The organism is Microcoleus sp. T3_A4 (genome assembly GCF_036700465.1).
GTDB lineage: Bacteria > Cyanobacteriota > Cyanobacteriia > Cyanobacteriales > Microcoleaceae > Microcoleus.
The window spans coordinates 109,084-135,335 of the sequence record NZ_JAUBOY010000012.1 but is presented as its reverse complement, the minus strand read 5'-3'; the positions used below and the strand labels follow the sequence as shown (position 1 = coordinate 135,335).

The window sequence follows — 26,252 nt, the reverse complement described above, 5'->3', positions numbered from 1 at the left end:
AGATTGCACTCACTTTTTTCACTTCTCTATTTTATTGCGATCGCATTCCTCTTTAAAAACTGTCCGGAGTATTGTTAGAATATATATTTATTTATAAGTTAAGTTATAAGCTGGAATTTTATATTATTCTTTGAGAAGATTTATTAATCATTGAATCTGTAAAAAAAATCTGTATACATGAGTTATTTTTGGCTCGCTAAGCTAAGACTGTTCCAGATGTGCGATCCTCTTCGAGGGCTTCGCTAACGCGCGCATCCAGCTTCTTCAAGGTCGAATGAACAGGGAACCGCTAGCGCCGTAGTGGTCAGTATTTTTAAGAATCTACTTCTTAAGTAACAGTCAAAATCTAGTTCTTAGGCAGTAGATTTTATGAGAAGTATATAGTTAGGCTAGTAAATGTAGCAGTAATACCCAAGGATATTTATGACTGATAATAACCAGCCTTTTAACCAGCCTGAAGCCAATCGTGACTTCCATGAAAAGAATGTTGACAATAGCGAAAACCAGCAGCTTCAGGCTCAGACTAACGAAAATGCAGAATCACAGGAAGATCAATCATCAGGTTCAGGCCTTGGTGCGAGGATAGCTGGAGCAGCAGTCGGTGGTATACTAGGTGCTCGCTCTGGAGGCATTATTGGTGCTGTAGCAGGCTCAGTTGCTGGCGCTATGATTGGTAAAGGTACTGCTGATACTGTTAACCGTGCTGTAGATAATTTAGGGGATGCAGCACACAGCGTAGCAGACGGTATTACACACACTGTAGAAGAGCTAGGGACAGTAGTAAAGGAAACTGCTGAAGAAGTTAGACCATCTATCAAAGCTACAGCAGAAGCAGTCAAAGAGACTGTTGAGGAAACTAAGCCTTCGATTAAAGGTATAGCCGAATCTGTCAATGAGACAGTTAGGGAAGCCAAGCCTTCTGTAGTAGATGCAGTCAAGAGTGCATCCGAGGAAGTCAAACCTACGATTAGAGAAGTAAAAGATTCAGTCAAGCAGACAGTCGAAGGTGTCAAGCCTTCTATACAAAGTGCAGCGGACTCTATTAAGAGTACGGCTGATGAAGTTAAGCCTTCTGCCAAAGCTGTAGCTCAAGAAATTGAGGGGGCAACTAAGGAGTTTAGATCGACTGTAAAAGATACAGCGAAAGCAGTTGAGCCATCTATAAAAAGTGCAGCCGAATCGCTTAAGTCATCTGGCAAGAGTGCAGCCGAATCAATCAAGTCATCTGCTCAAAGCGCAGCCGAATCTGCTAAAGGTGCAGCGCATGATGTTAAGTCATCTGCTCAAAATGCAGCCGAATCTGCTAAAGGTGCAGCGCAGGATGTTAAGCAGGATGTTAAGTCATCTGCCCACAATGCAGCCCAATCTCCTCAAGGTGTAGCGCATGATTTTAAATCATCTGCCCAAAATGCAGCCGAATTTGCTAAACCTCCAGTGCCTGATTTTAGGTCATCTGCCCAAAATGCAGCCGAATTTGCTAAACCTCCAGTGCCTGATTTTAGGTCATCTGCCCAAAATGCAACCCCATCTCCTCAAGGTGCAGCGCAGGATTTAAAATCATCTGCTCAAAATGCAGCCCAATCTGCTAAACGTGCAGCGCACGATGTTAAGTCATCTGCCCAATATCTAGCCGAATCCGCCGAGGAAAATAAGGATAGTGATCTTCACATCTCCGGCAGTCCTGAACTCAAAGACAAAGTGGTCATTAATGACAAGAGAATCATTAAGGACTAGGTAAAGTAAGGGCTTAACTCCAGCTTGTTAAAGTTAGCCCTAAGAGAGTTTAACAGAGAGTGGATCTTAGAAAAGAGTCCACTCTTTTCTGTTTAGGAGGAATGCGATCGCCTACGGTTTAACAGAGAGTCTATTTATTGAGGAACTCTCCCCCTCAAGAAGGAGAGATTCCGTTTCTGGACTACTGGCAGAAGTGGTTAAAACGGCTAAAGTTTTTTGTAGAAAAAGCTGCTTGATAAATCGAGAAATAGTTAGGGTCAAGCTGATGTGGCCAGTTCAACCCCTAACTATATTATTAATATCCAAATTGCAAAGTCACAGAAGCTTCTACCTGCTGTTCCCCCCCCACCACAGGCGTTGTAGCATCAGCAGTAGCAGCGCGAGCACCAGCCAATTGCCGATACATTGGAGGCGGCGCGCTCGCACCGTTGACTTGAATGCCCAGAATCTCTCCCCGCTTCAGGTTGAGGGCGCTAAAGACTGCATCCGCTTGCGCTTGAGCATCTTGAGTGGCTTTTTTGAGGGCTTGTTTTCGAGCTTGTTCGATCGCACTTTCGGCAGCGGCAAAACTCACACCGTCGATGCGTGTGGCTCCGGCATTCACCGCATCGTCGAGCAAAGTGCCTGCAGATGCAGTATTAATCCGAAAACTGACGGTATTCGTCGCCGTATAGCCCGTCAAGCGCTGTTGGTTGTTGTCGAAGTTATAAATGGGATTGAGGGTGATGCCGGCAGTTTCGAGTTTTTCGACTTGGCGCGATCGCAGCAACTCTACCACAGCGGACGATCGTCTCGCAGCTTCCTGCTGCACCTCGGCCGCCGTTTTCCCCTGCACCTCAACCCCCAGCCGCACTTGTGTTTGAGTTGTAGGAATCGCTTCCACACCCCGCCCAGTAACACTCAGCGTTCTGATCCGCTGTTCTTGAGCGACAGCCGGATCTAATCTCACAAAACTCACGAGAGTTAAGGTTAAACACAACGCTGTTACCAGACTACGGAAATTAATGCGATCGCGACGTTGCAAATTTGAATTCATAAACTTGATTCTCCTCACATACCACAGATGCTATACTTTACCTTCCCACTGAAATTGCTAAATATCCGGGTTGTTACATTTTTAGCAACTACAAAAATAGTCCGTACTTCTGAAGAAATTATGAGTTATTATGATGTCCGCAGGACGCTCCACTAAAAAATTGGTGTTCTGGGTCAAATAAGACGTTTGGCAGCGATAAATATAGAAAACCACCCAGTTTATGACACTCCGACGTAACTCTTATTTCATTTTAAATAAAATTTAAAAATGATAAAATTGTTAAAAGATGCAATCCTTAAAACAAGTTGCCCGCCGACTAAAAAAAGAGACTTACGCTGTTTATTTAGCCAGTACAGACCAGAGAGTACCTTGGTACGCCAGAATTTTAGCAGGGCTTACGGTTGCCTATGCTTTTAGCCCGATCGACTTAATTCCTGACTTCATACCGATTCTTGGCTACTTGGACGATTTGATAATTGTACCTGTGGCAATTTGGCTGGTACTTAAGATGATTCCGCCACAGGTTTTAACCGAGTGTCGGGAAAAAGCAGCCGCAGAAATAGAGCGAGGAAAACCGATAAATCGGGCTGCGGCTGTTGTGATTATTGCCATTTGGATTGGCTTGGGAATATTAGCAGCAATGTGGCTAACACGGATATTTAAACGTTAAAAAAAATTACCTATCTAGTTATAGTGTAGGGTGCGCGCCAAACACCTTAGCTTAAACAAGTCGCTTGGCAAAAAAATATTTAAAGTTTTAAAAATCACCGTTCTAGTTATAATATAGGGTGCGCTAGGCGCACCTTACCTTAAAAAGAACTCGCGGTATCGCATACCAAGTATTATTTACCCCTTAAAAAATTAAACTAACTTTCTAGCTATGACTCAAACCACTGATTTCCTCAGCCACCTCAACCCATCTCAGCGCCAAGCAGTCGCCCATTATAACGGGCCGCTGTTAGTAGTAGCGGGCGCTGGTTCCGGCAAAACCAGAGCTCTAACTTACCGAGTTGCTAACTTAGTTCGCACGCATCGAGTCGATCCTGAAAATATTCTGGCGGTGACATTTACAAATAAAGCCGCCAGGGAGATGAAAGAAAGAATTGAGAAATTGCTGGCAACTCAGCAAGCTGAAGCGGAATATGGCAAACCTTTGGTAGACTTAGCCCCGGATGTACAAACCAAATTGCGATCGCAAATTTACCAGAGAATTACCAAGCACATTTGGATGGGGACTTTTCACTCTTTGTGCGGTCGCATTCTCCGCTACGATATAGAAAAATACCAAGACGAAAAAGGGCGCCAGTGGAAGAAAAACTTTTCGATTTTTGATGAGTCAGATGCTCAAAGTCTCGTCAAACAAATTGTTACAAAAACACTGAACCTCGACGACAAGAAATTTGACCCGCGAAAAGTCCGCTATGTCATCAGCAACGCTAAAAATAAAGGTTGGTCGCCTCTAGAATACCAAGCAGCAGAACCGGATTATCGAGGTCGCGTGATTGCCGATGTTTACAGTCGCTACCAAGACGCTTTAGCAGCAAACAATGCCCTAGATTTTGACGATTTAATCCTCGTTCCTGTTAAACTTTTGAGCCAAAACGAGGAAGTATTAAGTTATTGGCATAAAAAGTTTTGCCATATTTTAGTTGACGAATACCAAGATACCAACCGCACTCAATACAATTTGATTCGGATGTTGGTGACAAATAACGCCGACCCGAAAAACTTCGACAAATGGCAAAACCGCTCGATTTTTGTCGTGGGCGATGTCGATCAATCAATTTACAGTTTTCGGATGGCAGATTATACCATATTGCTGGAATTTCAAGAGGATTTTGGAGATAGTTTATCTGACGAAAAAACTCGGACAATGGTAAAATTAGAGGAAAATTATCGATCGCGCGAAAACATCCTGCAAGTGGCGAACCACTTGATCGAACACAATACCGAACGGATCGAAAAAATTCTGCGCCCGACTCGCGAACCGGGAGCTCCGATTGTTGTCTGGCGCGCCGACAACGAATTAGATGAAGCGGAATTTGTAGCGGGTCAAATTCATTCCTTGAAGCGCCAAAATTCCGAATACGAACAGGGCAGTAATTTTGCGATTCTCTACCGCACCAACGCTCAATCTCGCTCCTTTGAAGAAGCGTTAATGCGTTTAGATATTCCCTACAATATTGTCGGCGGCCTGAAGTTTTACGATCGCAAAGAAATCAAAGATATCCTAGCATACCTGCGGGTGCTTGCCAATCCCGACGATAGCGTCAGCCTCAAACGCATCATCAATACTCCCCGCCGCGGCATTGGGGATACCACATTTTCCAAAGTCGAAGACGCTGCAACTCAATTGGGCATTCCGTTGTGGGAAATCCTCAGCGATGAATCTTCTGTCAATACTCTCGCAGGGCGATCGGCAAAAGCTATTATTAAGTTTGCCGAAATGATTGGTCGTTGGCAATCGCAAGTTGAAACTCTGCCGGCTTCGCAAATTGTCCAAGGAATTATCGAAGATTCAGGCTACATTGACGATTTAAAAAATCAAGGAACCGAGGAAGCAGAAAATCGGATCGAAAACGTCAGAGAATTGTACAATGCTGTCCTGCAATTTGAAGAACAAAACGAAGAACCGACGCTGACATCATTTTTAGCAAAAGCCTCTTTAGCATCCGATTTAGATGACTTGCAGGAAGAAGATTCCCGCGTATCGCTGATGACGCTGCACTCCGCCAAAGGGTTAGAATTTCCCGTAGTATTTCTAGTCGGAATGGAACAGGGTTTATTTCCCAATTTCCGCAGCTTGGACGACCCAAAAGCGATAGAAGAAGAACGCCGTTTGTGCTACGTCGGCATCACTCGCGCCCAGGAATTGCTATTTCTCACCCACACTCGCGAACGCCGCCTCTGGGGAGGCTACCGCGAACACTGCACCCCTTCACTGTTCTTAGGGGAATTGCCCACACATTTGCTGGCTGGAAGTGCGAAGAAAACTAAGACAGCTAAAACGGCTGTTTCCAAGGGAAAAACTAATAATTCAGCAGCTAATTCTGGGAATTCTCAATCGGCAGAGTGGAAAACGGGCGATCGGGTTTTTCATCATGCTTTTGGAGTGGGAGAAATTACCCACGTTTTGGGAGAAGGCGATAAAACTAATCTGGCAATTAAGTTTTCGGGTTTGGGCCGAAAAATCATCGATCCCAGAACAGCTAAGTTGCAGCGAGTGTAATAAAAAAGTGTTGAAAACTCCCGATAGGAGTCGGCGGTTAAACGGTTACTACACAACCTTGCGTCCCAACTTCAGGGGACACAAAAGAAATGATTCAAGACTCTCCCGCAGGGAATAGCCCCTCGATCGATCTTATCTCACATCTTGCACCCTTCTCTCTTAATATGCTTTTCGGTCTGTGAAGCGAGAAAATTTACTCTTTGTGGAACAGGCCGAAAAGCCTGTTCATAAAAGACTTATTAAGAATGATGCAACATCTCATATCTTATTCGACTACCTGAGATTCCACACGCCTGTATTTACCCGCCAAACGTTCTCGACGCTGGCGGCGGTTATCAGCTTCAAATATGGCGATTAATTCATCCAGGTTTAGAGTCAAAGCGTCAAGCTGTTGGCAGACTTCACGCATCTTTTCAACGTGTCGCTTTCTGGTTTCAGCGTCGGGGATTCTAGGTTGTTGATTCATGGCAAATTCCAATCCATTTTGATTTCTCGGATAGTTGCTTCTGAGGCATCGACAGCCGCCTCTGTTTGTTCTATCGTTCTATACAGAAAGTTTAACGTATCCGCATTCGCAGCGGGTTGAGATTCTGCTACCTGCTGCAAAAGCCTGTACAAACGATTGTAAGGGTTTCTCAACCTTTCCTTAACATTATCCAGGGATTCTAGTTCGGGGAGTGTCGCTTCTGTCTCGCCAAACTGCTGCATTAAAATGTATTCTGTGGCGGTTGTTTCGTTGAGGATTTCCACTAGCCGTCGCTGCAAGGTAAAAATTGTGTTTAGGATGTCATCAGGTAGCTTTGCCATTGTCCTTAATTTTTAGGGATAACAACTTAACACAATATATCAGAATGTTTGCTTCCTCTCATTTTAGTTTTAATCGATAGCGATATCAGTCCAAATTTACCACCTTTAAATTAGCGTTCCATGCTTCGCCAATAACGCACTTCCATAAGCAGCCGCAGTATGAATTGGCGTTTCAACAGGGACTTTTAAATAACGCTTTCTAATCGCACTCCAAACCGAATTTTTCGCCCCGCCGCCAGCCGTATAAACTTTGGTCAAAGGAGTTGCACCCAATTCTTGCAATAATTGATATCCCCGCGCTTCAATCCGCGCTATGCTTTCTAGCAAACCGTGCAGAAATTCCACTGAATCTGTTGGACGCGGTTCGAGTCTGGGCGGCAAATTCGGGTCATTAATCGGAAAGCGATCGCCCTTTTTCAACAATGGGTAATAATCCAGCAAACTCTCTTGTTCTGGATCAATTTGTGTGCTATAATTATCCAACTCAGCATCAGTTAAAAAGTGTCGCAACACCGCACCTCCGGTATTAGAAGCACCTCCAACTAACCACAAATCGCCTAATTTATGACTGTAAATCCCGTATCTAGAATCATCTACGCGGGTATGACTTAACAGTTTAACTGCTAGTGTAGAACCGAGAGAAGTTACTGCTTCCCCCGGTAAATTGACACCGCTTGCTAAAAAGGCGGCAATGCTATCGGTTGTACCAGCACAAATCATACAATCGCGGGGAAAACCGAAGCGATCGCCCACTTGAGCTCTCACTTCCCCCACAGGCGTGCCCGGTGCGACAACTTGCGGCAATTGAGGCGTTGCAGTCCCCGCAATTCCCTCTATCAGCCAATTCGGATAGCACAAAGTATCAACATCGAAACCCAGTTTCAAAGCATTGTGATAGTCGCTAATTCCCAATTTTCCGTGCAGCAGAAATGCCAGCCAGTCAGCTTGATGCAGGAAAACCGTAGGGGCGGTGCCCCCGTGCCCGCCCTCCTGCCACCACAGGAGTTTAGCCAGACTGGATGTAGCGCTCAATACTGTGTGGTTGGCAGGGGCGATCGCCCGCAACCTCTCTGTCACCGCTGCACCGCGCGCATCATTGTATAAAATCGGCTCACATACTGGTATACCGTCGGTATTGCACAGCATGACAGTCGAGGATGTGCCGTCAAGGGCGATCGCCCTTACCTGATTGCGGATTGCTGGGGGAATTTGCTCAATTACAGCCCACAGCGCATTTTGCCACACCGAGGGCAATTCAGGCTGTTGTTGCCCGTTGTTGGCAAAAGTATGTTCTGTCTCACAATGTATTGTACCCTGGGAGTCGATGATTGTCGATCGGGCGCCCGTGGTGCCGAAATCTATTCCCAAATAAAGATTCATTTGTTACTCCCGCGAATTTTCCTATATCTCAGAAACCGGGTTTTTTTACGAAAATCTTTCGTTGTCACCCACAGATTAGGTAAAAAACCCGGTTTCTTTGGCATTAGTGCGTAAGTTCATGGCTTAAGCATGGGGGCTAGAAACCCGGTTTCTACGAGTTTTGCGTTGAGTGACGAGAAATCTAGAAAGAAACCTGGTTTCTGAGATTATCGTGCTTCGACATATTCACAAAGCGTAGTTGGTTGGGGAATCGGTAAACCTTCCTCTCGCAATCCTTCTAAGTGAAATTCGATCGCTTCTTTAATTTGCTGCTGTATTTCTGCAAGGGTTGCGCCTGTGGCTGCACATCGGGGTAAATCGGGTGCGTAAGCTGAATAGTTATTCGGTGTTTTTTCAATGACAATCGCATAACGCATTAGTTGATACCCACGGGTGGTCAGAAACCGGGTTTTTTTACGAAAATCTTTCGTTGTCACCCACAGATTAGGCCAAAAACCCGGTTTCTTTGGCCTTAGTGGGTAAGTCGTGTCTTTGTGAAACCCATCCAATTAGCACGTAATGAAATGACTAAAATCGATAATTTCGTAAAAAAAGATTCGATAAAAAAGACTTGAAAAAAGGCTGAAATTCCTATAAATTACACCTTACAGCTCTTGATGCGAGAGAAGAGAGAACCATACAACCAACCCTAACCACCCCAACACCCCAACAACCCAACCCAATCCTTCTCCCCCCCACGCAAACACACGCGCACACGACGGGAGGTGCCCCCGTGGTGCTTGCAAATTAAAGGTTAAATCATTGTAGCTCAACCACTCTTTCCTCCCCTTTCTCCTCTTTCGCCAACCGACACGATCGCCTAGCTTGCATTCAGTGTCATAATCAACTTTACCGCCTATTTCTAACCAGATTTTTTTCTGGACGCTAAAGCCAAAGTGACCCTGACTGTATTTTACCCACAATTTGTCGATCGTCCGCAAATCATCGCCCGGAAAATTCTCGATCGAGTTCGTATCGAACCAACCTTCCTTCTCCCGTCTAGCAGCTTTTAACATCACCTTGAATGTTTCCTGATCCGCCTCTTTCCACTTTCCTGCTGCTAATAAATCCCGCAGACGAGTATAGTCAACTCCCCGCGCCGATTTCAGGGAGTCTGGTGCCGGTGGAGGTGTTTGAACTGATAATTGAGGCGATCGAGTACCAAGAGCCTGCAAAACTTCAGTAGCAGATTGATAACGTTTTTTAATAGCAGGTTGTATCATTTTATCTAAAATCTGACCCAGTTCCGAACTGACAGATGTTTTTAAGTGTTCTCGCCACACCCACTCAAACTCGCTATCATCGAATAAATCAATCGGCTCAACCTGAGTTAACAGACACAGACAAGTCACACCCAGACTATAAATATCACTAGCATGAATAGCTTTGCCGTTGGCTTGTTCTGGTGCCGTATATCCAGCCGTCCCGATCCTCGTTCCCGTTACCGCTAGAGCCGTTTGTGTCGCATATTTCGCGGCTCCAAAGTCAACTAAAACCACTTGCCCATCTTGCCGAAAAATAATATTTTCTGGCTTGATATCTCGGTGAATAACATGGCGGGAATGAATGAACTCGAATACTGGCAATAAATTATTAAGCAAGTCGCGAATCTGCCTTTCGCTAAAATATCCCTTAGATTCTAGTGCTTCGGCTAAATTTTCACCGTCGATGAATTCTTGGACTAAATACTGCCGTCCATCTTGACTAAAATATGCTAATAAGTCGGGAATTTGAGAATGTTTACCCAACTGTTCTAGGCGTACTGCTTCGAGCTCAAATAACTCAGCAGCTTTCTGGATACTAGAAGTGCCTTGAAGTTGGGGGTAGAATTGTTTAATAACGCAGGAAGGTTTTGATGGTTTATACTCGTCAATAGCTAGAAAAGTGCGCCCAAATCCCCCTTGTCCAATAATTTTTTGGGCTCCGTAGCGATCGCCCAATAGCAGTTTATTCCCACATTTTTGACAGAATTTTGTAGAGCCAGAGGGGTTTTGGAATAGGCAATCAGGGTTTAGACACTGGCTCATAAAATATGCTTAGAGATTACAGGTTAAAGCTCTCGATGCGATGCCAGCGGAGATGGTGTTAAATGTGAAACAGCCGATCGGGGTAAGGACATCGCATTGCCCAAAGCGTGTAAACTTAACCCGAAAAACCGCTTCACCCGAAAGCTTGGCAGGGGTTTAAACTCCTGCCAGACAAGGCATTGTCTCTACTTAAACTTTTGTCCCGCACTCAGGACAAAAGTTATTGGTGGAAACATTCTTAGCGCCGCAACTCGGACAATAAACCAACTCCGCAGATTGCAACTTGCTACGATCGGGCAAACCCACCATTTGAGCGTTGCTCTTACCCGGAACTACCATCGGATAGCAGTTTTCGTCCCTCGTCACCTTCACGTTCATCAGCACCGGGCCGTCGTGAGCGAGCATTTGAGCGATCGCATCTTTAAGTTCCTCCGGCCGCGAAACCAGCATCCCCTTCACGCCGTAAGCTTCAGCCAGCATCACAAAATCCGGCATCCCTACAGTCATATTCGACGACGAATAACGCTCCCCGTAGAACGCCTGCTGCCACTGCCGCACCATGCCTTGCCAGCCGTTATTTACAATCACAATCTTGACATTAATGCCGTATTGTGTTAGTGTTCCCAGCTCTTGAATATTCATTTGCACGCTAGCATCGCCAGCAATACAAATCACTTGCTCATCGGGTAGGGCCATTTTCGCGCCCATCGCCGCAGGCACCCCGAAACCCATCGTGCCCAAACCAGCGCTCGAAATCCAGCGGCGCGGCCCGTTGTTCAAGAATTGAGCCGACCACATTTGATGTTGACCGACATCTGTTGTGTAGTAAGCATCCGGCGCTTGGGTAGCCAACTGAGAAATCACCTCTTGCGGAGACAAAATGTCTGGGTAATGAGGCACCACTAACGGATAGTCCTGTTTCCACTGATCGATCCTGTGCAGCCATTCCCCAGTCTGTCCGGTTTTCCCCGAAACTCCAGTTTCCCGACAGCGACGCAGCAAATCGAGCAAAACTTGGCGGACATCTCCGACAATCGGCACGTCAGGGCCGCGATTTTTGCCTACTTCCGCCGGGTCTATATCGATGTGAATCACCTTTGCGCGCGCGGCAAACTCGTCTAATTTGCCCGTCACGCGATCGTCAAACCTCGCCCCTACAGCAATCAGCAAATCGCACTCGGTAACGGCAAAATTAGCGTAAGCAGTGCCGTGCATCCCCAGCATTTTCACCGACAAAGGATGGTTTTCGTCAAAGGAACCTTTGCCCATCAGCGTTGTCGTCACCGGCAATTGGAAAAGTTCGGCCAGTTCCTTAATTTCCTCGTGGGCCCCGGCTGCGATCGCCCCGCCACCCACATAAAGCAAAGGACGCTTTGCTTCCTGCAGCAAATAGATTGCTTGATTAATTTGCCGAGGATTTCCCTTCACCGTCGGCCGGTAGCCCGGAATTCTCACTGCTCCGGGTTCCACGGGCAGATAGTCAAATTCTTCCAAACCCACATCCTTGGGTACATCAACCAAAACAGGCCCCGGCCGCCCTGTACTCGCGATGTGGAAAGCTTCTGCCACAATTCGCGCCATATCTCTGGGGTCGCGCACTACATAGGAATGCTTGACAATTGGCAGGGTAATCCCGTAAATATCTGTTTCCTGAAACGCATCAGTGCCGATCGCCGGACGGGGCACCTGACCGGTAATAATTACCATCGGGATCGAATCCATGTGGGCCGTCGCAATCCCTGTTACCAAATTAGTGGCGCCCGGGCCCGAAGTAGCAAAACAAACCCCAACTTTGCCCGTAGCGCGGGCGTATCCGTCAGCCGCGTGAGCAGCGCCTTGTTCGTGGCGCACCAGAATATGTTTGATAGCGCCAGTTTCTTCGGCGCGGTAGAGTTCGTCGTAAAGCGGCAGAATTGCACCGCCGGGATAACCAAAAATATGCTTGACGCCGTGGCGGATCAAGCTGTCAATCAGAGCAAATCCACCAGTTGCACGCTTGATGGTCACTTTAGTTTTTAGTTGCACAGTATTTCCTTCCTTAAACTAATTATGATTTTTAATGAAAGCTTTTATACTACTTTAATCTCAATTAATGAAACTAGGAAAATTTAAGTGGTGAGATTTTACAAAAGATTTCGCGATCGCAGAGGGTTCGCCCGATCGAGACATTGTGGAACACCACAGGAACAAAAGAAACAGAGGAAATCGCGGCTTCTATGCCGGTTTACCGCTATATGACGCTTGTATAGCATTCGTTCTGCGGCCTTCGACAATAAAAACAATCGTTTCAGCAATTAAGAACGTCCTAATCATCAGGGCGGTTGCTATGTTATCGATCGATCGCGAAAAGAAAGCCATATTCCCTCTTCCCATTGGTGTCAACACTCGCCTAAAACCCTTGATAAATCTTGTTTAGACGCGAGTCTTGATCCCGCTCCTATTCCCGTTAAGAAGGGAAACTAAAGAGAATGCTCTGGTTCCCTCCGACTATCAGGGGATATGGACAATCATCGTCAAACAGTAGCTCGGTACTACATTTGACCTTAAGTTGACACCCATCCCCTCTTCTATCTTCCTTCTTCCTTCTTCCATCGGACTGACATCGGTTACATCGCGTACATTGCTCGTTGCCGAACTTCCGACTGCCATCGGACTGACATCCGTTACATCCGTTACATCCCGTACATTGCTCGTTGCCGAACTTCCTTCTTTGCAAAGTTTACAGAACATCCTGCAAGACTTTGCGAGTATGTTTCCAAGCTGCCATTCCCATCACCGAAACCAAAAAGCCCAAACTCAGCAACACGATCCGCAAGCCGAGGTCATCCGAGCCGACTGCTTTGCTGACAGCATCCGTCAGAGGGCCAGTAATCGCTAAAGGCAGGCTCAGAGCAATATTAATCGCATTGTTCTCAAATCCAAAGACTTTGCCCCGCATAGATTCTGGAGTTTTTTCTTGAATCAGAGCTTGCATCGGGCCGTTAATTAAGGAAGCACCAAAACCGAACAGAGCGCTCAATCCGAATCCCACCCATAACTGTCGAGTAAAGGCAAACATTGCCAATACAAAACCCATCATCAAGAAACCGATTAAAGGCAGAGGTTTGTGGTGCATTCGATGACCCCAGTGTCCTAAAAAGGCTGCACCGAAGACCATTCCAATTCCCGCAGCAGCGAGCAAAAAGCCAAATTGAGTTTCTTTGAGACCTATTTTGCCTGAAAGCGCGATCGCCAGCACCTGAAGCGCCGCAAACACCGAATACAAAATGGTCAACTGCACCATCGCGTTGCTGACAAGGTGATTGTGTTTCACATACCGCAAACCTTCCTTGAGGTCTTGCCAAGGATGAACGTTTTTGCCACTGCTGCCGGCATGACCTTCTTTGATCTGCATAGCATATATCAAACCTGCTGAGATCAGGTACAACCCGCCCAGCAAAAACTCTTGAGAAGCTGATCCGAAGCTGTGTTTGACCCAACTAAACAGCGGTTCGCCGATCGTCATCCCGATAATAATCCCGCCCATGGTGGACGAGGCGAACAGAGCATTTGCCGACATCAGTCCCTCTCGCCCCACGGCTAGGGGGACGGCTGCCGCTTCTGCAGGAGCAAAAAATTGCGTTACGGTAGAGATCAAAAACGTCATCGTCAACAAAACCACAAAAGCTTTGGGCAAAAACGGCAAAGCTACAATCAACGCGGCTCGAATCACGTTGCAGGCGACCAGCATTTGCTTTTTGGAAAAGCGGTCTACCACGATACCGGCTACGGAACCAAAGACGATCGCTGGCACGGTGTAGGCGATCATCACCGCTGACAGCATAGAATTTTCCGAATGTTGCCAAGAAACCGGCCAGGGTCGGTAGTCGCCGGTTTTCAGCAGAATAATCAGCAATACGTAAAAGATTTTATCCGCCACTTGGGCCAATAACTGGCCCGTCCACAAGGCGAGGAAGGGGCGATTTCTCAGTAGGGCATCAAGCCCGCTGCGGTCAGGGGGAGGGCTGGCTGGGTGCATAGGAATAGTTTAACTGACCGCCTCTGGCAATTATAGTTTTCAGCAATATGTGCAAATCTGACATAGCAAAGCGGAAACTCGGAAAACTCCTGTCTCCTGCGTTCTTTTTCTGTTTTAGCAGATCGGCGGGGGACGCCTGTTGCTGTCTTTCTTAACTCTACCGCGATCGGCCGGAGCCGAGAACCCGCGCCGCCGGAAAATCCGAGAAGATTGTTAAAGGTTGGCGTGCATTTCATCGCGAGTACAAGATACGGTAATATACTTGACAAAATACTTGCTGCTGGCAGTGATATTAAAAGATGTCACGCCGATTAAGTAATATAACGAAGGTACTAACTGTTAGGAGTGAGAAACTTGAAAAAGGTTGAAGCTATTATTCGCCCCTTTAAACTAGACGAAGTGAAAATCGCACTCGTCAATGCTGGTATTGTGGGGATGACTGTTTCTGAAGTTAGAGGTTTTGGCCGTCAGAAGGGTATGACAGAACGCTATCGTGGTTCTGAGTACACCGTTGAGTTCTTGCAAAAGCTCAAGGTGGAGATTGTTGTGGAAAACGATCAGGTTGACATGGTGGTTGATAAAATTATCGCGGCTTCCCGCACGGGCGAGATTGGCGACGGCAAGATTTTCATCTCTCCTGTAGAACAAATTATTCGGATTCGGACTGGGGAAAAGAACTTGGAGGCAATCTAAGATACTGGGGCATTGGGCATTGGGCATTGGCCAAACAGGGCATTGGGCATTGGTAACTGTCATTGCCAACGAAAAACCTCTTTCCTGTTTAGTTTTGATACCTAAGTGTCAATATCCAATGCCACAGTAACCCCATTTTTTAGCTTTTTTCTCATTATTGGTTGACAACGTTGGCCAATTGTGGTATGAGAGCATGGAAGGCTCGGCCGCGGTGAGAGTGCGATCGCTTGATATCCGCTGTCATTTCTGCAAAAGTCTGTTGCTGTGCGGGTACGTAGAAAATGGGGTCATATCCGAAACCTCCCTTACCGCGAGGAGTGTGCAGGATTTCGCCGCGGCAAATTCCTTCTAGTTGCAAGGCAATTGTACCGTCGGGACGGGCGATCGCGATCGCGCAAACAAATTGTGCTTCCCGGTTTTGTTCGCTACCCAATTCTTTGAGAAGTCGAGATATCCTGTCAGCATCGGTTTTCCCGTAGCGTGCGGAGTAAATCCCAGGTTGGCCGTCGAGTGCATCTACCATTAAACCAGAATCATCGGCGATCGACCATTTGCCCGTTGCTTTTGCCACTTCAGACGCCTTCAAGCAAGCATTAGCAATAAAAGTTTCGCCTGTTTCCTCAATTTCCAACTCTTCCGGTTTTAGTTCCAATTCCCATCCCAAATCCTGAAGATAAACTTGCATTTCCTTGAGTTTACCCGGATTGCCCGTAGCTGCAACTAGCAATTTGCGATCGATCATTATTTCAATTAAAACTTACGGCTTGATATTAACAAAAAAAACGTCGCACGATCGCAAATAAGTTATATTGTTTCTGGTTGGGAGTCGGTTACTTGTAGGCTGGGAAATAATGGGATTTTTTGACCGCAGATATCGGCGGATGAACACTGATTAACGCTGATAGTATTTGAGCTATTTTTATCTGCGTTTATCTGCGGTTGAAAACTCCGATTAATTATGCGCCCAACTCTTCGCCCAGTTTAAGTTTTGCATAACTTCTTTCAATGTCGCTGCTTCTGAGTACAGCCGCAACACGGGTTCTGTTCCGCTAAACCGAATTAACAGCCAACTTCCGTCGGCTAAACGGAATTTATATCCGTCAACTTTGTTGCAATCTACAACTGCTTTGCCGGCGATTTCTGTTAAGGGTTGATTTTGCAGCAGGGACAGCAAACGCGACCTTTCTTCCATGTTTGCTAGGTGCAAGTCGATTCTGTCATACGCTGAAGTAAAGCTGGTTTCTTGTTGCAGTCGGCTGTAAATTTCGCTTAAGTCTTCCCCGGATTTGACAACTGCTTCTAACAAGTACAGCGCTGACAGTAAAGCATCTCGTTCGGGGATGTGTGTACCGTAGCCAATTCCTCCCGATTCTTCGCCGCCGACTAAGACTTGAGTGGTTAACATTCGATCGGCTATATACTTGTAACCGATCGGCGTTTCAAATAATGGCAAGTTGTACAGCTTGGCAATTTTGGGAATTATGTCTGAACCGCTGACTGTTTTGATGACTTCCCCGGTCAAGCCGCGCCGTTTTGCTAAATGTTCGATTAATATGGGAACTAGGATTTGTGAACTGAGGAAGTTGCCGCTAGAGTCAACTGCTGCAATTCGATCGCTATCTCCGTCAAATACAAATCCGATTGACAAACCAGAACTTTTTCGCTGGTGAGTACGCATCACCCGAAATAACTGCGACAGGTAGCGCGGCAAAGGTTCCGGTGCACCGCCGCCAAACAGCGGATCTCGATCGCTGTTGACTTCATGTACCGTTTCTTCTAAAATTTGACCTAATCCTCCGGCGGCGGCACCGTGCATTACATCTACAAATACTGTAATTTTGCCGCTGGCGATCGCTTCTTTAATCGCATCAATATCTACCATTTCCCGCAAGGTTTTGCAGTAAGCCGGCCAAGGATTGAAATTCTCTAATTTGCCCGGAGTTGCTGAAATGGCCGCCGGATTTTCGAGTTTTGCTTCTATCTGTTGAGTAACTTCGGGCGAAACTGAACCGCCAAATCCGCCCTTGACTTTTAACCCTAAATATGCGCCGGGATTGTGGCTGGCTGTCAGGACGATCGCACCCAAAGCATTTAATTGTTTGGCAGCTAAACTGAAAGCTGGAGTGGGGGCGTAGGATTCGCTAAGTAGCACGTCAAATCCTGCGTTTTGGATGGCAATAGCCGCTGTTTGGGCAAATTCTTCAGCCAGAAATCGACGGTCGTGACCGACAATTACGGTACCGCTGCTGCCATCGCTACCACCAGTTTGTGCGAGAACTTGTGCCGCTAGGGGAGCGACTAACGCTACGCGATCGAATGTAAAATCGTCAGCAATGATACCGCGCCAGCCATCTGTACCGAATTTAATAGGATTCATTTAGTCACAAGTCATGAGTCACCCGTCTATTTTATGGGTTTATCAGTCGATCGTCATCTGATTTTAGATTTTAGATTTTAGATTGCGACTGCGGATGAATCTGGGGGCTAGTGACCAAATTGCTTAATTGCTAGCCACCACCCAAAAAGTGATTGACTAATGACTAATGACTAATGACTAAAAGAAAGCCGGTTGGTGGCGGATCAAATTCAGGAATTCTTCGCGAGTTTTCTGTTCTTCTTGAAACACGCCCAACATGGCACTCGTAACCGTCCAAGCACCGGGTTTTTGCACACCCCGCATCGTCATGCACATATGGCTGGCTTCCATTACTACAGCTACTCCCTGCGGTTCCAATATTGTCTCAACTGCTTCGGCAATTTGGCGCGTCAAACGTTCTTGTACCTGCAATCGGCGGCTGTACATCTCGGCAATTCGGGCTAATTTGCTCAGTCCCACTACTTTTTGGTTGGGAATGTAAGCGATGTGAACTCGGCCCATAAACGGCAGCATATGGTGTTCGCACATACTGAATACGCTGATGTCTCGCACCAGTACCATTTCGTTGTGACCTTCGTCAAAGATAGCGCCGTTAAGAAGTTCTTCGAGGGATTGACTGTAGCCGCTGGTGAGAAACCGCATTGCTTCTGCTACCCGCTTCGGGGTTTTGAGCAATCCTTCCCGTTCAGGATCTTCTCCTACTCCCAGCAGAATTGTCCGAACGGCGGCCATCATTTCTTCTTGGCCTACTTCTGAGGGTACGGGTATGTGAGATTCTTGACCGTGCGAGGAATTGCGATCGGGTCGAGTGGGGATGCGTGGGGAGTTGTTCTCTGCGGTTTGTAACAGTTTCATGCTGTCAGTCGAGAGTGAGTTCGAGCCATTGGAATCGGCGGAAGATGCAATTGTCATAACAAGTTGGTGTGAGGGTGAATCAATTTTCGATTGGGGGATATAGCTAGAGATTCAAAGATTGTTGAATTCGAGAAAAATCCAGCAGTCTAAAATCTCAAGTTCACAAAACTCCTGCGTTGGACATGAGGGTGATTTCTTCAACTACTGCACTTGCTGGCAACTGAACTGCGTGCAGAATTGATTGGGCGACGATTTCTGGGGTTAACATGGCGGTGCGATCGAAGTCGGCGTCTACGGTGTCTGTGTCCCACAGGGGAGTGTTGACAGAACCCGGACAGATTGCTGTTACGCGAATTCCGTGAGCTCGTTCTTCGGCGGCTAAGGTTTTAGACAAAGCCATGAGACCGAATTTGCTAACGCAGTAGGCTCCCCAGTTAGGGAAGGCTTGGGTGCCGGCGATCGAGGAAACGTTGATGATGATTCCCGATCGGCGATCGCGCATGGACGGCAAAACTCCTAGAATGCACTGCCAAACGCTAGTAAGATTGAGGTCTAGAACGTTCTGCCAGTCGGCTAGGGACGTTTCCGTTAAGGAGCCGGTGTAGCCCATACCAGCGCTGTTGACCAGGATATCTACGGAACCCAATTGAGCTGCGATCGCGCTGATGCTGCTTTGCACTTGCTCAATTTTTGCCAAGTCTAAGGGATAAGCTTCTGCTTTCACTCCGACTTCTCGGGCTGCTGCGGCAACGGCTTCTAAGTTTTCCGACTCTCGACTAACTAAGGCTAGATTTATGCCCTCGGCGGCGAACGCTAGAGCCGTCGCTTTGCCAATACCGCTGCTGGCTCCGGTAATCAGAGCCTGCTTTGTTGTTGGATGGTTCATTCAGTGTCCTAATACTTTCGCTCGGCCACTCCCTACAGCGTTGCAGCCTTCTGAGGCAAATTAGACAACTGTCTGCTGCGGGTGATAACAGTTAATTATGAGATGAACATTAAGAACTGTTAAGCCGGTGTCACCTGAGAAATTATAACACTGCTGACAGATCCGCAGAATAATGAGCTGTGAGTTATGAGTTTAAAGTTAAGAATTTTTAACTCATAACTGATAACTCTGAATCGATCGGCTCAAGCAGAAATTTCAGTGAATACACCGATGTGGCGAAACTTTTGATACCGGAGATCGCGTCGCTGTTGACCAGTAAGCTGTGTTAGTTCTGCTAAGTTTTCTAACAAAGCTTGTTTGAGTATGGACGCAGCTTTGAGGGGATTCGAGTGAGCGCCGCCGATCGGCTCTGGTACTATTTGATCGAGAACGCCGAGGTTTTTCAAATCCCAGGAAGTGATTTTCAGGGCTTCTGCGGCCAAGTTCGCTTTGCCAGAGTCTTTCCAGAGAATGGCCGCGCAAGCTTCGGGGGTGGCGACGGTGTAGACGGAATGTTCCAGCATCAACAGCCGCTCGCCGACACCGATACCCAATGCGCCCCCGGAACCGCCTTCGCCGATGACGGTGCAAATAATGGGAACGTCGAGGCGAAACATTTCTCGGAGGTTACAGGCGATCGCCTCTCCCTGTCCGAGCTGTTCTGCTTCTAAGCCCGCCCAAGCTCCCGGAGTGTCGATAAACGTGAAAATGGGCATTCCGAAGCGATCGGCGTGTTCCATCAACCGCAGGGCTTTGCGGTAGCCACCGGGAGCAGCCATGCCGAAGTTGCGGGCGATATTGTCTTTTGTGTCGCGCCCTTTTTGATGGCCGATGATGACGGTGGGAAGCCCGTCTATGCGGGCAATTCCGCCGACGAGGGCCGGGTCGTCTCCGCCGCGCCGATCGCCGTGAAGCTCGATCCACTCGTCGCTAATTGCCTGAATGTAATCGAGGGTGCTGGGGCGGCGCGGGTGACGGGCCAGTTGCAGCCGCTGCATGGGGGACAAGCTGCTGAAGATTTCTTGTCGCAGTTGGGCTGAGCGAGCTTCGAGTTTGCGAATTTCGTCGGTGACATCGACGCTGTTTTCTGCGGCGAGTTCGCGAATCTGGTGAATTCGGGTTTCGAGTTCGGCCAGGGGCTTTTCAAAATCTAAGAGTAAGGGTTTACGGTCTGGGTTTGGCACGCTGATAATTTCTATAAGGTTTTGTCAGGTTTTGTCGATCGACTATTTCCAGATCCTACCCTGTCAGGGGATGCTGAAAAAGAGGGGAAATTTGGAAGTTTTAAATTTTGAATTATGCTTGGCTTACTAAGCTTGTTGAAAACCAGAGGCTGGAGCCTCGTTTTTTGCTACACTATTTTTGCTTGCTGCTGATTTTTACGCCCCTCTTTCCCCGCGCCCCTGGGTTCCCCACCGCCACAAAAGGCCTAACCCTGCTGAACTGTTCCCCAGTCCAAAAAGCGACACCAGCGCGATCGAACTCACCCATTCGGAAGCTGTAACAGCCCTGTCTATATTACCTTTTGTCGCCCAAATTCAAATATCAGAAGAATTCAAGACAAACTATTGCCACTAATCACATCCGCTGGTTCCGAACTACAAACTACTTTTCTTCGGGTTGTGCGATCGGAGATAATGTTAATAGTTAACTATTAACCATTAACTGTACAAAAAAAGTTACTGGTTATTATTAGAAAAATTTTCCTCAATAACCAATAACCACAACAAATCACATCAAAATGACATTAAAGGTCTGAAACCGTGTTTGACAGAAATATGACCGATTTGCTCCATCTTTTCCACTGTAATTTGATTCCGTCCCCAAGAAAAATTGGTATACATTTTTTCAAATTCCAGCAGCATTGATTCAGCAAAACAGGCAAACAACTGTCGGCCCGGTACATCCATATTGACAATCTTCATAATTTTCCACTCAATATCGAGGGAATGTTCCACAATGCCGCCATTGAGTACGTAAATTTCTGGATGCTGAACCTGAGTTGCAAGATTTTTCGGATAGCCACCGTCAATCAATAAACATGGTTGCTTCAATGTCTTAGGGTCAATTTCTACTCCCTTAGGCATACTGGCTACCCACACTACAATATCCGCTTGGGGGAGGGCTTCTTCCAAGTCCATAATTTTGCCTCGCCCCAATTCCGATTGCAAATCTTGTAATCGTTCTTTGTCGCGGGCAATGAGCAACAATTCTGCTACATTTGTTTTAACATTGAGCCAGCGACACACAGCACTGCCAATATCGCCAGTAGCACCACAAACGGCTACCGTGGCTTTTGAAAGTTCAATCCCCAATTTAGGGGCTGCTTCTTCTACTTGGCGGCAGAGGATGTAAGCCGTATGAGTGTTACCGGTGGTGAAGCGTTCAAACTCCAACTTGAGATTGCGAATTTGCTTAATTTGCTGCAAGTTGAAAGTCTCAAAAATTATCGAAGAAAAGCCGCCTAAAGCAGTGATGTTAATCCCGTTTTTTTGAGCGTGTGCCATCGCATTAAGGATTTTGCGAGTGGCTGCTTTAATCCGGCGAGTGGCTAGCATTTCTGGCAGAAAACAGGACTCCACATAGCGGCCTTCTATTTTTTGTCCAGTGATGCTTGTTACCGTGATCTGATCAACTATTTGGGGCGGTGCGCTGCACCAAAAATCGAGACCTTGATCGGCATATTCTGGATAGCCCAGCTCGTTAGCTACTGATTGGGCGTGTTCTAAGCTGGTTAAGTGACCGATTAGACCAAACATTAAGTTGTCAAATGAAGGAAGATTGAAAATGGAGGAGAGAAGATGGAAGGTGGAAGATGGAAGATGGGAAGATTAAAAATTTATATTTTAAAATGAGGTATCCCATTTTTAATTTTTAATTTTTAATTTTTTTCCCATTCCTTATTTCCAAATTAACTAGGCTGCGAGGCCTTGTGCTGACATCCGCATGATATCACGGTTGTTAAAGCCTATGTTACCTAGGGCTTCGCCGTAGGCAATCATAAAGTCTTCGATTAAAGCGTCTTTTTCCATTCCCAAAACGCGGGCATCGTCTGCAACAGAGTTGAGCAGTCTCCAGATGATGGGCAGGTTTTGGCGGTTGGCAGCTTCGAGTTCGGCTTTGGATTCCTCAAAGTGAGCTTGCAGCCAGACTTCCCCAAAGTTGAGGTGGCTGTATTCTTCTTTGACGACGCCTTCGGTGATTTTGCGAGCAAAGTCATCGGCGACGGGGATGTAGATGTTGTAAGCTGCGATCGCAAAACACTCGATAATTAGCGATTGAATCAACAAGCAAGTTACAATCTGACCTTGGGCCGCGGCCGTCTGGAAGTTTTTGTGCAATTCCGAAAAGAACTGCTTGGCAAATGCCATGTCCGGCGTGACTTTAAGATTCCGGCCACAAGCTTGGAAGCCTTTCATGTGGCGGTTCTCCATCTTGGACAAGCCAACTAACTCTGCTTTTTTGTCAGCCAACAGTTCGGCCAGTGTCAGGTAATTGTCGTGAGCTTCTTGTTCGCCTTCAATCACAATGGCGTTGATGCGGCTGTAAGCATCTTTGTAAGTTTCGGTTTGAAAGTCAATTGTTGGGCTGGCCTCAAGCTGGGGCATAGATATGTAGTCTCCTTATATAAGCTTCCGGGATGTTTGGAAACCCCTTTAAAATGGGGGGTCAGTGACAGTACACTTTACCTATTTTGAACGCACCCCATCTAAATCACAGATTATAGCTGAGGATGCTTTCGACAAAGAACTTTTCTTTGACGTTCCGGGAAAAACTGGCGTCAAGCGTGCGTGTTTGGCGGACTTCTGCCGTCGAACACTCCAGAAAGACTATCGCTAGAATGCTATCTATTTACTAATTACTTGAATTAGTCGTTAGTCGATCTTTTGCCCGGAAATAGATGATAGAAATACGGTCTATGTCTCCACCTTTCAGGGTTTTACAGTACCAACTCTATCTATAACATTATATCCTAATCACAACTTCCTCCCTAGGTACTCCTTCTTTCCTTCTACGACTATTATGTTGTTGTATGGGAATCGGGGATGCGATCGGGTTGGAGAACCTCACAGGCTTATTATTTTAGGTTAATTCACAAATTTATGGGTAAATCCTTTGACAGGTCTCAAGCGCTGGAACTGCTGAGTTTTATTTTGTTGCTGGCGGGTGCTGCGCTGGTGCTGCTGCCACTGGCTGCTGTATTCTTGGTTTCAATATCACCATCGGGTGTCGGTGTCAAGGCCACAGGCCTGACTTTTGCGAACTATCAGGAGGCTTGGCGACGGGGCAATTTTTTGTTGGCATTCCTTAATTCTACTCTAGTGGCGATCGCAGTGACGGGTTTTCAGGTTGTGACTTCTGCTTTGGCCGGTTATGCTTTGGCCAGGCTGAAGTTTCGGGGGCGACAGGCCCTAGTTTTGGGGGTTTTGGCGACACTGGTAATTCCATTTCAGCTTTTGGTGATTCCCATTTTCTTGGTTTTGAAGTGGGGCCATCTGCTGAATACTTACGGGGCGCTGATTTTGCCTACGGCGGCTAACGGTTTTGGGATTTTTCTGCTGCGCCAGTATTTTATGACTATTCCGGTGGAGTTGGAGGAGGCGGCAATGCTGGATGGGGCTAACCGCTGGCAGGTTTTGTGGCAGGTGATGTTACCTTTGGCCCGCCCTGCTTTGGTGACGCTGTTTTTGTTTACGTTTATCGGGGAGTGGAACGATTTGTTTAAGCCGCTGGTGTTTACGACGCGGCCGGAGTTGCGGACTGTGCAGTTGGTTTTGGCCGAATTTCAGGAACAGTTTACTAGCAGTTGGCAGTTGTTGATGGCGGCGGTGGTAATTGGCACAGTGCCGGTGGTGTTGCTGTTTTTGGCCGGTCAGCGGCAGTTTATTCGGGGGATTGCGGCGACGGGGATTAAGAATTGAGTTGGAGAGGCTTGGCAATTATGTTTGTAGTCATAGGTTGAACCATTCTCAAGAACAGGCAAGATGCTTGTTCCACAAATACTAAATGTTCTTGTGGAACAGGCCGGAAAGCCTGTTGCTGACATTGGTGCAAGATGGGAGTTTGTAGTCACTCGGCGATTGAAATCGCTACTATACAAACGAAATCCACTTTAAGTGGACTAATAGATAAAGGGCATATCAAAGCTGTATTATGTGAATCTATGCGAAAGCTCGGTTTGTTCTTATTTATCGTATCTTTTCTACCGTGGTTAGCCGTCTTGTTTGTGGTGCCCTTCCTGCCGCTGGACATTACCCAAAAAGCAACTTTATCTGTCGTTCTGGCTGTTGGGGCCGAGGTTTGTTTTTGGATTAGCGTAGTGCTGTTGGGGAAAGAAGTAGTTACCAAATATCGGCGTTATTTGCATCCCCGATATCTTTGGAAAAAAATCAGAAATTTTAACCGCAGATGAACAGGGTTCGACGCCGATAATGAGCCGGGAGATTGGCGTTTATCTGCGGTCAAGGTTGAGCTATTCGCTGAAAATTTGCAAGCGAATAGAGCGTTCTCCGTCTCCAAAATCCACTTCAATCTTTTCTCCCGAAAGACTGTCCAAGCATCCCAAAAGCAACCGCAAATTGGGTGTGCTTGCTCCTGTATCCACATACAATCTATCTGCCAAACTGCCTAAACGCTTCCAAATTGTGTAGAGTTTGACTACTGTTTGTTCTAGCTGTGCCGCTTGTTTTACAACGTCGGCGGTGGTTCCCAAACAGCCGACTCGCAAAGATTCTTCTAAGGCCATTTCCATGTCTAAGTGAGACTGATTGAGAGCTTGCACTTGGGCGGCGGCGTCGAGATATTTTGATAAGTTCTTGGCGTCGGATGTTAGCTGTTTGACCGTATCTACGTCGGGATTTTCTGCTACTTCTTTTTGAATTTCGCTTTGGTGAGATGGGGAGAGTTTCTCCATTTCTTTGACTAAAGGAGCGAGGTAGCGGGAAGGTAGAGAACCGGTAGATGCTTTTTCTTTGACTTCTTCGGGCAATAAATCTGAGTTCATTGCCATCCATTCGTCGGAGAGTTGTTTGACTTCGCGGCGGGTGATGCGATCGCCACTTGCTGCGGCATCTGTTACCATTTGCTGCACTTCGGGAGATGCTTTGGCAGTTTCTACAAAGGCTCTTTTGCTGAAGTTTCTAATGGAATTTGGGTCTAAATCTCCTTGCTGGATCAGAGTATCGGCACTATTAGCTAATTCTATCAAAGAATAGGCTTGACTTTTGCCAATTTCTCTTTCTTTGAGCCAGTTCAAAAAGCCTGTTCCGCGTCCTTCGCCGCCTTTTTTTTCTCTGTCTCGGACTGTTCGGAGAATGCGTCCCCGCCAAATGTCGGTTTGCAAGTCGAAGCGATCGCACACTTTCCAGGCATTGTCAACCTGATTTTCAAAGTCAAAGTCTGGTAGTTGTTCGTCTTCGGGGTCTGGTAATTGGAAGTTAATGTCGGTAAAGCCGTTGAGGGCTTCTGCAAGTTCTGCGGGATTTAGGGGGACTTCAGCCATTAGGAAAAATTTGTGTAGTGCAACAGCCGGTTTAATTGGTAACTTGCACGGGTTGACAGTTGAGACGCTATATGTAGCGGTAAGGTAGGCAAGATTTACCTACTAATAGAGTTTTTGTGCAAGTCATATCATTATTGCACGATGAGGTGCGATCGGCGAAAAGATACCCAAAAAGACTCCGAGCACGCCCCTGATGGGACTTGAGGCGAGTGCTGGCTGTGGGGGGATTGAGTTAAAGTGAATTAGGAAATTAAAGGAAGTAATAAAAGGCTGGAAACTACCAAACGTTACGAGCGCTCTATCCCTTTGTTAGCCTAGAACTGAGAAAATAAGCTAAAGGAAAAGTGCCATGTCAAAACAAGACATCGCTAATATCCTTACGATCGAACCGGGAAAGCGTGGTGGTAAACCCTGTATTCGGGGCATAAAAATTACGGTTGATGACGTGTTGGAATATCTCGCTTCGGGGATGAGTTATGAAGAAATTTTAGATGATTTTCCCTATCTTACCCAAGAGGATATTTGGGCTTGTTTGAGTTGTTATTAAATAGTTATCATATTATATTTCGGTAATCGCTAATAATGATTCTGTAGTAAGAGCGTAAGGCTCGCGAGCTAGAAGCTCGCACT

At 46.7% G+C, this 26,252-nt stretch carries 26 protein-coding genes; 9 read left to right on the top strand and 17 right to left on the bottom strand.

Annotation, left to right across the window (positions count from 1 at the left end; translation table 11 throughout):
- Positions 1–423: 423 nt before the first annotated feature.
- Complete coding sequence (locus QUA07_RS09350; RefSeq protein ID WP_333324367.1) at positions 424–1,734, top strand: hypothetical protein; 1,311 nt, start codon at positions 424–426, stop codon at positions 1,732–1,734.
- A 295-nt stretch (positions 1,735–2,029) separates the two neighbouring features.
- On the opposite strand, the gene QUA07_RS09345 is transcribed toward QUA07_RS09350, so the two are convergent.
- Positions 2,030–2,770 (bottom strand): SIMPL domain-containing protein, encoded by a 741-nt coding sequence (locus QUA07_RS09345; protein ID WP_333324365.1) that lies wholly within the window; start codon positions 2,768–2,770, stop codon positions 2,030–2,032.
- A 286-nt stretch (positions 2,771–3,056) separates the two neighbouring features.
- Between QUA07_RS09345 and QUA07_RS09340 the strand changes: the two genes are divergently transcribed.
- Complete coding sequence (locus QUA07_RS09340) at positions 3,057–3,440, top strand: YkvA family protein (RefSeq protein ID WP_333324363.1); 384 nt, start codon at positions 3,057–3,059, stop codon at positions 3,438–3,440.
- A gap of 210 nt (positions 3,441–3,650) precedes the next feature.
- Positions 3,651–5,999, top strand: coding sequence for a DNA helicase PcrA (gene pcrA / locus QUA07_RS09335; RefSeq protein WP_333324360.1), 2,349 nt, complete (start codon positions 3,651–3,653; stop codon positions 5,997–5,999).
- A 265-nt stretch (positions 6,000–6,264) separates the two neighbouring features.
- On the opposite strand, the gene QUA07_RS09330 is transcribed toward pcrA, so the two are convergent.
- The 8 genes from QUA07_RS09330 to QUA07_RS09295 all read right to left on the bottom strand — a co-directional run bounded on the left by QUA07_RS09330 (position 6,265) and on the right by QUA07_RS09295 (position 14,270).
- Entirely contained in the window at positions 6,265–6,465 is a 201-nt protein-coding gene (locus tag QUA07_RS09330; protein ID WP_015174854.1) for a hypothetical protein, read from the bottom strand.
- Positions 6,462–6,806, bottom strand: a complete 345-nt coding sequence (locus tag QUA07_RS09325; protein ID WP_333324358.1) for a hypothetical protein — start codon at positions 6,804–6,806, stop codon at positions 6,462–6,464. The genes QUA07_RS09330 and QUA07_RS09325 overlap by 4 nt, the downstream gene beginning before the upstream one ends.
- 105 nt (positions 6,807–6,911) lie before the next feature.
- Positions 6,912–8,186: an FGGY-family carbohydrate kinase gene (locus tag QUA07_RS09320; protein ID WP_333324356.1), complete on the bottom strand. Its 1,275-nt coding sequence runs from the start codon at positions 8,184–8,186 to the stop codon at positions 6,912–6,914.
- A gap of 206 nt (positions 8,187–8,392) precedes the next feature.
- On the bottom strand, positions 8,393–8,602 hold the full coding sequence (locus QUA07_RS09315) for a type II toxin-antitoxin system HicB family antitoxin (RefSeq protein ID WP_333324354.1): 210 nt from the start codon (positions 8,600–8,602) through the stop codon (positions 8,393–8,395).
- A gap of 228 nt (positions 8,603–8,830) precedes the next feature.
- Entirely contained in the window at positions 8,831–10,252 is a 1,422-nt protein-coding gene (locus tag QUA07_RS09310; protein WP_333324352.1) for a serine/threonine-protein kinase, read from the bottom strand.
- A 189-nt stretch (positions 10,253–10,441) separates the two neighbouring features.
- Complete coding sequence (ilvB, locus tag QUA07_RS09305) at positions 10,442–12,277, bottom strand: biosynthetic-type acetolactate synthase large subunit (protein ID WP_333324350.1); 1,836 nt, start codon at positions 12,275–12,277, stop codon at positions 10,442–10,444.
- 465 nt (positions 12,278–12,742) lie between these two features.
- Positions 12,743–12,982 carry a hypothetical protein gene (locus QUA07_RS09300; protein WP_333324348.1) on the bottom strand — a complete coding sequence of 80 codons (240 nt, stop codon included), beginning with the start codon at positions 12,980–12,982 and terminating at the stop codon, positions 12,743–12,745.
- The gene (locus QUA07_RS09295; RefSeq protein ID WP_333324346.1) at positions 12,972–14,270 is read right to left on the bottom strand and encodes an MFS transporter; all 1,299 of its coding nucleotides are present in this window, start codon (positions 14,268–14,270) and stop codon (positions 12,972–12,974) included. Before QUA07_RS09295 ends, QUA07_RS09300 begins: the two co-directional genes overlap by 11 nt.
- 354 nt (positions 14,271–14,624) lie before the next feature.
- Between QUA07_RS09295 and QUA07_RS09290 the strand changes: the two genes are divergently transcribed.
- The gene (locus tag QUA07_RS09290) at positions 14,625–14,963 is read left to right on the top strand and encodes a P-II family nitrogen regulator (protein ID WP_006633346.1); all 339 of its coding nucleotides are present in this window, start codon (positions 14,625–14,627) and stop codon (positions 14,961–14,963) included.
- Positions 14,964–15,117: 154 nt separating this feature from the next.
- On the opposite strand, the gene rdgB is transcribed toward QUA07_RS09290, so the two are convergent.
- The 5 genes from rdgB to accA all read right to left on the bottom strand — a co-directional run bounded on the left by rdgB (position 15,118) and on the right by accA (position 20,304).
- Positions 15,118–15,705, bottom strand: coding sequence for an RdgB/HAM1 family non-canonical purine NTP pyrophosphatase (gene rdgB, locus QUA07_RS09285; protein WP_333324344.1), 588 nt, complete (start codon positions 15,703–15,705; stop codon positions 15,118–15,120).
- A gap of 210 nt (positions 15,706–15,915) precedes the next feature.
- Positions 15,916–17,340, bottom strand: a complete 1,425-nt coding sequence (locus QUA07_RS09280) for a phosphoglucomutase/phosphomannomutase family protein (RefSeq protein WP_333324342.1) — start codon at positions 17,338–17,340, stop codon at positions 15,916–15,918.
- Positions 17,341–17,517: 177 nt separating this feature from the next.
- A complete protein-coding gene (gene folE, locus QUA07_RS09275) occupies positions 17,518–18,252 on the bottom strand; it encodes a GTP cyclohydrolase I FolE (RefSeq protein ID WP_333324340.1) in 735 nt (244 codons plus the stop codon).
- 103 nt (positions 18,253–18,355) lie between these two features.
- Positions 18,356–19,081 carry an SDR family oxidoreductase gene (locus QUA07_RS09270; RefSeq protein ID WP_333324338.1) on the bottom strand — a complete coding sequence of 242 codons (726 nt, stop codon included), beginning with the start codon at positions 19,079–19,081 and terminating at the stop codon, positions 18,356–18,358.
- A gap of 242 nt (positions 19,082–19,323) precedes the next feature.
- Entirely contained in the window at positions 19,324–20,304 is a 981-nt protein-coding gene (gene accA, locus QUA07_RS09265; protein ID WP_333324336.1) for an acetyl-CoA carboxylase carboxyl transferase subunit alpha, read from the bottom strand.
- A 178-nt stretch (positions 20,305–20,482) separates the two neighbouring features.
- Between accA and QUA07_RS09260 the strand changes: the two genes are divergently transcribed.
- Positions 20,483–20,698 carry a hypothetical protein gene (locus QUA07_RS09260; RefSeq protein ID WP_333324334.1) on the top strand — a complete coding sequence of 72 codons (216 nt, stop codon included), beginning with the start codon at positions 20,483–20,485 and terminating at the stop codon, positions 20,696–20,698.
- A gap of 158 nt (positions 20,699–20,856) precedes the next feature.
- Here the strand turns inward: QUA07_RS09260 and QUA07_RS09255 are convergent, their stop codons facing one another.
- Both QUA07_RS09255 and QUA07_RS09250 read right to left on the bottom strand, forming a co-directional pair.
- Positions 20,857–21,879: a long-chain acyl-[acyl-carrier-protein] reductase gene (locus QUA07_RS09255; protein ID WP_333035377.1), complete on the bottom strand. Its 1,023-nt coding sequence runs from the start codon at positions 21,877–21,879 to the stop codon at positions 20,857–20,859.
- 156 nt (positions 21,880–22,035) lie between these two features.
- Positions 22,036–22,728: an aldehyde oxygenase (deformylating) gene (locus QUA07_RS09250; RefSeq protein WP_333073769.1), complete on the bottom strand. Its 693-nt coding sequence runs from the start codon at positions 22,726–22,728 to the stop codon at positions 22,036–22,038.
- 64 nt (positions 22,729–22,792) lie between these two features.
- Between QUA07_RS09250 and QUA07_RS09245 the strand changes: the two genes are divergently transcribed.
- The 3 genes from QUA07_RS09245 (at position 22,793) to QUA07_RS09235 (ending at position 24,533) form a co-directional block, all read left to right on the top strand.
- Entirely contained in the window at positions 22,793–22,960 is a 168-nt protein-coding gene (locus QUA07_RS09245) for a hypothetical protein (RefSeq protein ID WP_333214383.1), read from the top strand.
- Between the two features lie 263 nt (positions 22,961–23,223).
- Entirely contained in the window at positions 23,224–24,042 is an 819-nt protein-coding gene (locus tag QUA07_RS09240) for a carbohydrate ABC transporter permease (protein WP_333324331.1), read from the top strand.
- Positions 24,043–24,284: 242 nt separating this feature from the next.
- Positions 24,285–24,533, top strand: coding sequence for a transporter suffix domain-containing protein (locus QUA07_RS09235; RefSeq protein ID WP_333324329.1), 249 nt, complete (start codon positions 24,285–24,287; stop codon positions 24,531–24,533).
- Positions 24,534–24,593: 60 nt separating this feature from the next.
- Here QUA07_RS09235 and QUA07_RS09230 read toward each other — a convergent pair whose 3' ends face one another.
- The gene (locus QUA07_RS09230; protein ID WP_172191012.1) at positions 24,594–25,622 is read right to left on the bottom strand and encodes a hypothetical protein; all 1,029 of its coding nucleotides are present in this window, start codon (positions 25,620–25,622) and stop codon (positions 24,594–24,596) included.
- A 349-nt stretch (positions 25,623–25,971) separates the two neighbouring features.
- Between QUA07_RS09230 and QUA07_RS09225 the strand changes: the two genes are divergently transcribed.
- Positions 25,972–26,169, top strand: a complete 198-nt coding sequence (locus QUA07_RS09225; RefSeq protein ID WP_333324327.1) for a DUF433 domain-containing protein — start codon at positions 25,972–25,974, stop codon at positions 26,167–26,169.
- The last annotated feature ends 83 nt before the right edge of the window (positions 26,170–26,252 follow it).